Source organism: Thiohalorhabdus denitrificans (assembly GCF_001399755.1).
GTDB classification, from domain to species: domain Bacteria; phylum Pseudomonadota; class Gammaproteobacteria; order Thiohalorhabdales; family Thiohalorhabdaceae; genus Thiohalorhabdus; species Thiohalorhabdus denitrificans.
The window spans coordinates 247,954-255,209 of the sequence record NZ_LJCP01000008.1 but is presented as its reverse complement, the minus strand read 5'-3'; the positions used below and the strand labels follow the sequence as shown (position 1 = coordinate 255,209).

8 protein-coding genes are annotated in these 7,256 nt (G+C 56.1%); 5 read left to right on the top strand and 3 right to left on the bottom strand.

The features are described 5' to 3' along the window. Both AN478_RS06130 and AN478_RS06125 read left to right on the top strand, forming a co-directional pair. The coding region (locus AN478_RS06130) for an IS3 family transposase (RefSeq protein WP_156344087.1) at window positions 1–520 on the top strand (520 nt) is incomplete at its 5' end. Between the two features lie 198 nt (window positions 521–718). After that, window positions 719–907 (top strand): Thivi_2564 family membrane protein, encoded by a 189-nt coding sequence (locus AN478_RS06125; protein ID WP_054965728.1) that lies wholly within the window; start codon window positions 719–721, stop codon window positions 905–907. A gap of 375 nt (window positions 908–1,282) precedes the next feature. Here AN478_RS06125 and AN478_RS06120 read toward each other — a convergent pair whose 3' ends face one another. Together AN478_RS06120 and AN478_RS06115 are read right to left on the bottom strand one after the other, a co-directional pair. Then, window positions 1,283–1,468, bottom strand: coding sequence for a hypothetical protein (locus AN478_RS06120; protein ID WP_054965727.1), 186 nt, complete (start codon window positions 1,466–1,468; stop codon window positions 1,283–1,285). A gap of 48 nt (window positions 1,469–1,516) precedes the next feature. Beyond that, window positions 1,517–1,810 (bottom strand): hypothetical protein, encoded by a 294-nt coding sequence (locus AN478_RS06115; protein ID WP_054965726.1) that lies wholly within the window; start codon window positions 1,808–1,810, stop codon window positions 1,517–1,519. A 449-nt stretch (window positions 1,811–2,259) separates the two neighbouring features. On the opposite strand from AN478_RS06115, the gene AN478_RS14380 reads away from it, so the two are divergent. Both AN478_RS14380 and AN478_RS13510 read left to right on the top strand, forming a co-directional pair. Further along, window positions 2,260–2,718, top strand: a complete 459-nt coding sequence (locus AN478_RS14380) for a general glycosylation pathway protein (protein WP_231627344.1) — start codon at window positions 2,260–2,262, stop codon at window positions 2,716–2,718. 86 nt (window positions 2,719–2,804) lie between these two features. Further along, window positions 2,805–2,984, top strand: coding sequence for a helix-turn-helix transcriptional regulator (locus AN478_RS13510; protein WP_074471404.1), 180 nt, complete (start codon window positions 2,805–2,807; stop codon window positions 2,982–2,984). Between the two features lie 156 nt (window positions 2,985–3,140). Here AN478_RS13510 and AN478_RS06105 read toward each other — a convergent pair whose 3' ends face one another. Beyond that, complete coding sequence (locus tag AN478_RS06105; RefSeq protein ID WP_054965725.1) at window positions 3,141–3,329, bottom strand: hypothetical protein; 189 nt, start codon at window positions 3,327–3,329, stop codon at window positions 3,141–3,143. A 674-nt stretch (window positions 3,330–4,003) separates the two neighbouring features. Between AN478_RS06105 and AN478_RS13505 the strand changes: the two genes are divergently transcribed. Continuing rightward, on the top strand, window positions 4,004–7,111 hold the full coding sequence (locus tag AN478_RS13505; RefSeq protein ID WP_317622993.1) for an Ig-like domain-containing protein: 3,108 nt from the start codon (window positions 4,004–4,006) through the stop codon (window positions 7,109–7,111). The last annotated feature ends 145 nt before the right edge of the window (window positions 7,112–7,256 follow it).

The following is a 7,256-nucleotide window of genomic DNA, read 5'->3' as shown; positions in this document are numbered from 1 at the left end:
CCGGGTGGAGCGGGACTTCCAGGCCGAGGCACCGGATACGCTCTGGGTCTCGGACATCACCTATGTACCCACGGACGCCGGTTTTCTGTACCTGGCCGTGGTGCTCGATGTCTTCAGCCGCGGGGTGATCGGCTGGTCGATGGCCGGCCACATGCGCACCGAGCTGGTACTAAACGCCCTGGATATGGCGATTCAGAGTCGCCAGCCGGAGTCGGTAATTCATCATTCGGACCAGGGTTGCCAGTACACGTCGCTGGCGTTCGGCCTGCGCTGCCAGGAGGCCGGTGTGGCCCAATCCATGGGCTCAGTCGGTGATTGCTACGACAACGCCCTGGCCGAGAGCTTTTTCGCTACCCTCGAATGCGAATTGATCGACCGCCAGCGCTTCCGAAACCATGCGGAGGCCAAGCGGGCGATCTTCGAATTCATCGAGGGCTGGTACAACTTGAGGCGACGCCATTCCGCCCTCGGCCAGCAGGCCCCGAAGGCCTATGAAGCGGCCTGGCGGGATGCCGCGTAAACCAAACTGTTACCTGTCCACTGAAACGGGGCAACTCCAGGGCGATTGCAGATGTCGGACGATTTAACAGTCTTGCGCGAAAAATCCTAAAAAAACGATTCCAGTAAAACGAAAATGCCCGCATTGCCTCGATTGGTCCGGAATATGCATTTCCTGTGGCAGGAATCGGTACCTGCGTAACCTCAAGGAGGTAACCCCATGTCGCTGATCGGTATCGTTATCACCTTGATAGTTGTCGGCGTTCTGCTGTGGCTAATAAATAGCTATATCCCGATGAACAGCACAATCAAACAGATCCTTAACGTGGTCGTTGTCATTGTGGTGATTCTCTGGCTGTTGACCATTTTCGGGGTGATCGGCTCGGGCTCGGGGATCTCCGTCGGGTAGCGGGGCGGGTCACTATAGGACACCGCTTCCTGCGGCGGTTAACAGGGCAAACGCGGCCATGGCTAGGTAATTGAACCTATAGGATACCTGCTCGGTTTGCCCTGGTTGGACGTTCTTTAGAAAGTGGGTGTCCTTTCCTTACGACCGCGTTTCTGGCAAGGCCATCGAGATGCGCCGACAGGGCTTTTTCGGCGGCGCCGTGCTGCCCATGAGCGACCAGGTTCCAAGTACGGGGTTCGCTGAGGGGCTGTCCTCTGGATTTGCCTCGGCCTCACTTGCCCGCCCGGATTTGGCGGAACTCCCGCACGGTCAGGACAAGCCCGATCAGAAGCATCACGAATACGAAAACCGCCACCACGAGATGGAGTTCAATGCTCATTGGTCTTTCCCCGCGGCAAGCAGCGCGGCGAGCTTGAAATAGATGCCGAAGCAAAGGATCGACGGTACCCAAATCGCGGTGAAGATTCCTTGCTCGCGGTAGCCGGAGTACCAGAGAAAGCCCGAGACCGCGAACGATACGAGTACGGCGAGGAGAATGAACAGGTCGGACAGTTTGAACATCGCGATACCTCCTGCAGGCTGAATGAGTCGAGACCCGCACCGGCCTCCCTAGAAATCGGCAAACGCGATGCTGGCGAGCAGGAGACCGGCAACCATTACTCCCGCCGCCGCGCGCACCCCGGCCACGCCTAGTAGGTCGACTACGGACGGCACGAAGGGCAGCAAACCCGCGACCATCCAGGCCCCCGCCAGCGCCGCCACCCCGATAGAGACGAGCCCGATAACCAGTCGCCAGAGCGGCAGACGGCGGGCCAGGGCACCCGGATGGATACGGAATAGTCCCGGACGGTCCCGCTGCCCGCGCTCTCCACGCCGGGGCGGTCTGTGGTGGTCGGTGCGCAAGGCCGCTCCTCCGGCGATGGCCAAGTCCCGGAAAGGCGTCCAGCCGCCATTCTCCCGCGTTGGTTCTGTACAGGGGGATTGGGGTGATCATTCTAAACCTAAAGGACACCCCCTTCGTTTGCCTGACCCCTATCGACTCCCGCTCGCTGATGCAGCTGGAGAATATGGCCCTGCGTTTCAGCGCCGCCCGTCCCCTGGCCCACCGCCGAAGCCACCCGCCGAATCACCCCGTGCCGCACGTCCCCACCTTCGTTACATGGAAGGCAACTTGGCGGGGGACCCCGCAGGGTTCACCATTGGTTGACGTACCGGAATACCCTTGGCACAGCGGCCCTTGGCCCTACGCCCCCTGGGCGCTGCGCCAGGGACACGCAGGCATTTCCCGACATCCATCCCGAGCGAGCCGGAGGGCCAGTTACCATGATTCGAGCCGAAGGCAGGAAAAATTGGTGAGTGCGGCGAGGAACGTCACCAGACAGCTTGGGCGAGGCGTGTACGCCCTCATCAGCCTGTTTCTCAGTTTGACTTCTCTCTTGCTGATGGCGGGCGCGGTTTATGAGATATGGCTGTCATGGGGGAATACTACGTTGTTTATTCCCTCCCTTCTCGACGGGATCGCATTGATCGTTATCGGAATGGCGGTATTTGATGTGGCGAAATTCCTGGTTGAGGAAGAGGTTTTTGACGCCGGTGACCAAAAACCTAATGGAAGCAAGCGGAGCACCCTGATCAAGTTCCTGGTGATTATCAATATTGCCATGCTTATGGAGGCCTTGGTTTTCGTCTTCTCGGCTGCCAAAAAGGACATCAGTCTGCTGATGTACCCGACTTTTCTGCTAATTGCCTCTGTTCTGTTGGTAATCGGTTTGGGGGTATACCAGAAGCTGACCCAGGGGGAGGCTCCGTAGGAGCCGCAACCGCAGCCTGCGCGCGGGGAAGACGAGACGGTACCCGAGGAGGTGGTCCATCGCCTTCTTGGAGGTGAGAGCATCCGGTGCGGGTATGGCGGGAATATCGAGGGCTAACCCAGCAGGAGCTGGCGCAAGTCCCCGGAGTGGGCAAGTCCTACATCTCCCAGCTTGAGGCCGGCAGGAAATCGGGCTCGCTGCGCTTCATGCGCACTCTGGCCGAGGCCTTGGAGGGGGACATGGAGGATCTGATTCCGCCGGAGTGAAAGGGCTGTACCAGATAGGAACCCCCTCGTAGGAGCGCCCTTCAGTGCGCGATTCCATGCTTCGGCTCGCCACAACTCCTATCCGGTCGCGGCCGGGAGGCCGCTCCTACGCCCCCCTATGCCCCCAAGCTCCCTGCGCCAATCCGGACTTCCGGCCTATACCTCGCCCCGGGAAGGGTCGGGGATGTCGATCTCGGTCTCCTCCCAGGGCAACTGAGCCGGCTCGAACTGGTTGAGGAAGTTGACGATGTCCTGGCGGCCAAAGAGTTGGTCGTTGTCCTGGCCCATGAGGACCACCGGGCAGCCGTAGGCGGCCTGCAGGGTCTCGACGAGCTTCTTGGCCATCTCCAACTGATGGGGTGGGATAGGGGATGGCAGATAGATTTTTGCAAATGAACAAGTAACTTAAAACCATTGAGCGCTATGGGGATCGGGAATAGGCGGGAATCCCAATCGTTGAATGCTTGGAGGGTAAGGAATACAGAGGATGCGCCGAACATCCATGCCTTTGGGTGCCAAGATGGGAAATTGAGCCTATTCCAAGAAGTATTGCCATGAAATTGTGGTTGATAATTTTTGTGGGACTTTATCGGTTTTTTAAAAGAGGGGTGTATTGCGTCCAGTAATGGTATCGGGTATAAAGCGTTAGAAATGAGGAAGGTAAAAGCGTACAGCTATTTTGGGCAATGGAGGCTTTTATTGGCCTCTTGTTTACTCCTTGGAGCTGTACCTTTGGTAACCGGCTTGCAAAATCAAAAGACTGAACGGTCACTGCGCAAAACCTTCCTGGTGGTTGTACCTAGTTAAGGCGCAAGGCCTCAAGGACGCTCTAATTTGAAGCTCGGAATCCCAAGTCCAACGCCACATTCCGGTATTTAGGGTTCTCCTGTTTGTCTTGTTAGGTCGCGTAATTCCTGCGGTCTGTTTCGCATTATTGACCGTATAGGAATAAGAAAAAAGTTTTTAAAGTAAATGATTACTTCAAGCCTTAATAAAATTATCACAAAAGGGGGGGCAAAGTGATCCCAAAAAAACCTTTCTATTATGTGGCGGTGTGTATCCTAAGTGGCCTTGGGTTGATCGGCTGCTCGGGTGGGGGCGGCGGGAGCAGTAGTGGGGGGGGTAGCTCAAAAGAGGCCTCCGACTGTAGCAGCCCTGAGATTTCCTCCCTCCAGGTTACCGACATGACCCCCGCCGACGGAGCCAACAATATCCCCGTCAGCACAGAAGTGACTGCCACTTTCAATGGTTGTGTGGACATGGCCACGGTGGATAGGGAGTCCTTTGTAGTCTCAGGGGGCGGCCAGCTGATATCAGGCAGCTACTCCCAGGACAGCTCCACTTACAGTGTGACTTTCACCCCCGCCGATTCGCTCGCCTATGACACCTTTTACTCCGTTGCCCTCACTGACGAGGTGAAAGGGGTGAATGGCGAACCATTTGCAGGGTATGGCGCGGCATTCACCACGAGGGCTGCCCCGGATACGATCCCCCCGGAAACTACACCTTCCGTCCAGGGCGGCAGTTACAACACCACCCAGTCAGTGGAGCTTATCTGTGATGACGGTTCCACGGGCACCGGCTGTGCAGGAACTTTTTATTCGACCGACGGTAGTACGCCGACGGCTAGTTCCACTCCCTATAGCGGTCCCATCGAAATCGGAGAAACGACTACCCTGAAGTATTATTCCGTGGACCATGCAGGGAACAGCGAACCGGTTAAGAGCACCGAATACGAAATTGATACCACGCCACCGGAAGTGACAAGTATAACGCCGGAGGATGGGGCTACGTATGTGCAAGTTACCGATTCAATCAAAATTACGTTTAGTGAAGCAATATTAGAATCGACCCTGATCGGTGCCAATCTCAGTGTCGACAATGGTGTTGTTGGGACAATCTCATATGATTCCGGGACCAACACCGCCACACTGAAACCGAATGAGCGACTGGCATGTGATACGACCCACACCGTTACGGCCGGTACGGGTATCACCGATCTGGCCGGAAATCCCCTTGCATCGCCCAGCAGTTTTACCTTCACCACCCACCCGGATTGCGACGAGCCGGTAACATCCGCGGACGTGACAGGGGGCGTCTACACAAGCGGGCAATCCGTCACCTTGACCTGCGATGATGGCGGCGGGTCCGGTTGCGCACGTATCGTCTATACCACCGATGGCAGTATTCCCAGCCTATCACCGGAAAACGGAACCGTTGTGACGGGCGGTTCTGCTAGTGCAATTGAGATTGGATTGGGCAATACGGATCTGCGCTATTACGCGGAGGACAACGCCGGGAACCGGGAGGCGGTACGGGAGGAGGCCTATTCCGTTTCCGATAATGGCTTCACGTTTGTTTCGACTAGCAGCGGAATATCTCGCGGGATCGGAAAAACCCCGGACTCATTTGTCAACTTCGCGCCTCCGGGAACAACCCAAGCATTCACATTCGACCCCTCAAATGGGCGGCTCTACCGCGGAACCGAGCGAGGGCTGTTTAAAAGCAATGACGACGGGGCCACTTGGAAGGGCCGCACCCTAAAAGGCGAGGATGGGTACTACCTTGGTGTGGAGGATATATATGCGAAGGGCAGCAAGGTCTACATAGCCACCGACGAGGGCCTGTATGGATCCACCAATGGTGGTGCATCCTTTGAAAAACGGTATCCCGAAGGAACAGGAAGTACCAGCGTATCGGCGGTGCAACTGGATGGTAACAAGGTTTATTTGGCCACTCTCGGGGACGGCGTAGCGGTGTCGGCGGATAAGGGGTACACCTTCACCCACCTTACGGAAGCCGATGGACTGGTTTCTAACAATGTGAGAGACATTTTGGTCGACGGCTCCACCCTTTACGCGGCGACCAGCCAAGGGCTTTCCATATCAACGGATGGTGGAACCACCTTCGTCACCAGGACCACAGAGGATGGTCTGGCAGACAACGACGTAAAAGCTCTTGCCCTCGGTAACGGTAGGCTCTACGCCGGGTCTTCTGGGTACTACTTTGATGAGGGGGGGCTGTCAATTTCAGACAACGGTGGGGAGAGTTTTACAAGCAGAACTGTCTCCACCCACCCGGGCCTGGTTAGCAATCACATTCGTGATATAAAAGTTAACGGTACCGATGTGTATATCGGGGCTGATGATGGTATATCGGTATCGCATGATTCTGGAGATACTTTTACCTCATATGATCCTGCCTCTTGGGACAGCTCGACACACGTCATTGCCGTGGCCGCCCTCGGAAGCCGTATCCTGGCCGGAGCCTATCCATCCTACTTCGAAACCACCGACGGGGGCACAACCTGGGAACAGAGGGGACTCCCTGAGGGAACTTTTCGGCAGATTGTAAAAGCGGACAATGGAACCCTCTATTTTCAACTTAACAATAGCAGCGGTTATGATTCTATTGTTAGTACCCGTAATAAAGGAGAAACGTTCGTAGTAAGAAATATGGGTAAAATTTTAGGGGAAATTTCGAGTATACGTGACCTCGATATAAGTGGAAACACGCTTTATGTTGGTACCGATGGTGTTCTTGAGTTGGCTGATGACGGTACTGCGCGGCTCATGACGCAAGATGATGGTCTGCAAGAGCTTTTTATAGATGGAGTATACGCAGATGGTGACCAAATTTATGCCGTTACCGGTAGCGGCTTCATTGATGAATCGTCCGACGGGGGTAGCACCTTCACAGATACGGGGGAGAAGGTTTACGGGGCCCAAGGGGGGATAGCTGTAGACGGTACCAACGTCTATATCAGTCATAGTGATGGCATATCCGTATCCAATGACGATTGGGCAACCTTTACTACCCGCACCGAAGCGGCTGGATTGCCGGAGAGCCGCACCGAAAGCGTGGCCGTGGACAGTTCTGGTGCTGTCTACGCAGCGACTATGACCTCCGAGGTGGCGAAGTCGGTGGACAATGGCCAAAGCTTTAGCGGGCTGGCCTCCCCCTCCAGCGGGCAGGCCGTGTCCACTTGCGGCGGCTCGCGGTTATATGTCGGTACTATAGATCAGGGCTTGTTTATTTCATCGGACGGGGGAGATTCCTTCGTGCAGCGGACCAGTGCCGACCGCTTGGGCTCGGACGACGTGAGTTATGGTTGCTACGTGCCTTAGGCGTTTGAGCCAGAAACGACGCAAAGGGGGCGGCTTTGCCGCCCCCTTTGCCATTGCTGGGAATGCCCGATTTGCCACAATCAATTGCTATTAGTTCCGGCGCCATTGGCTTCCCTGGCTTGCCTCGGGAAGAATGCGTACTTGT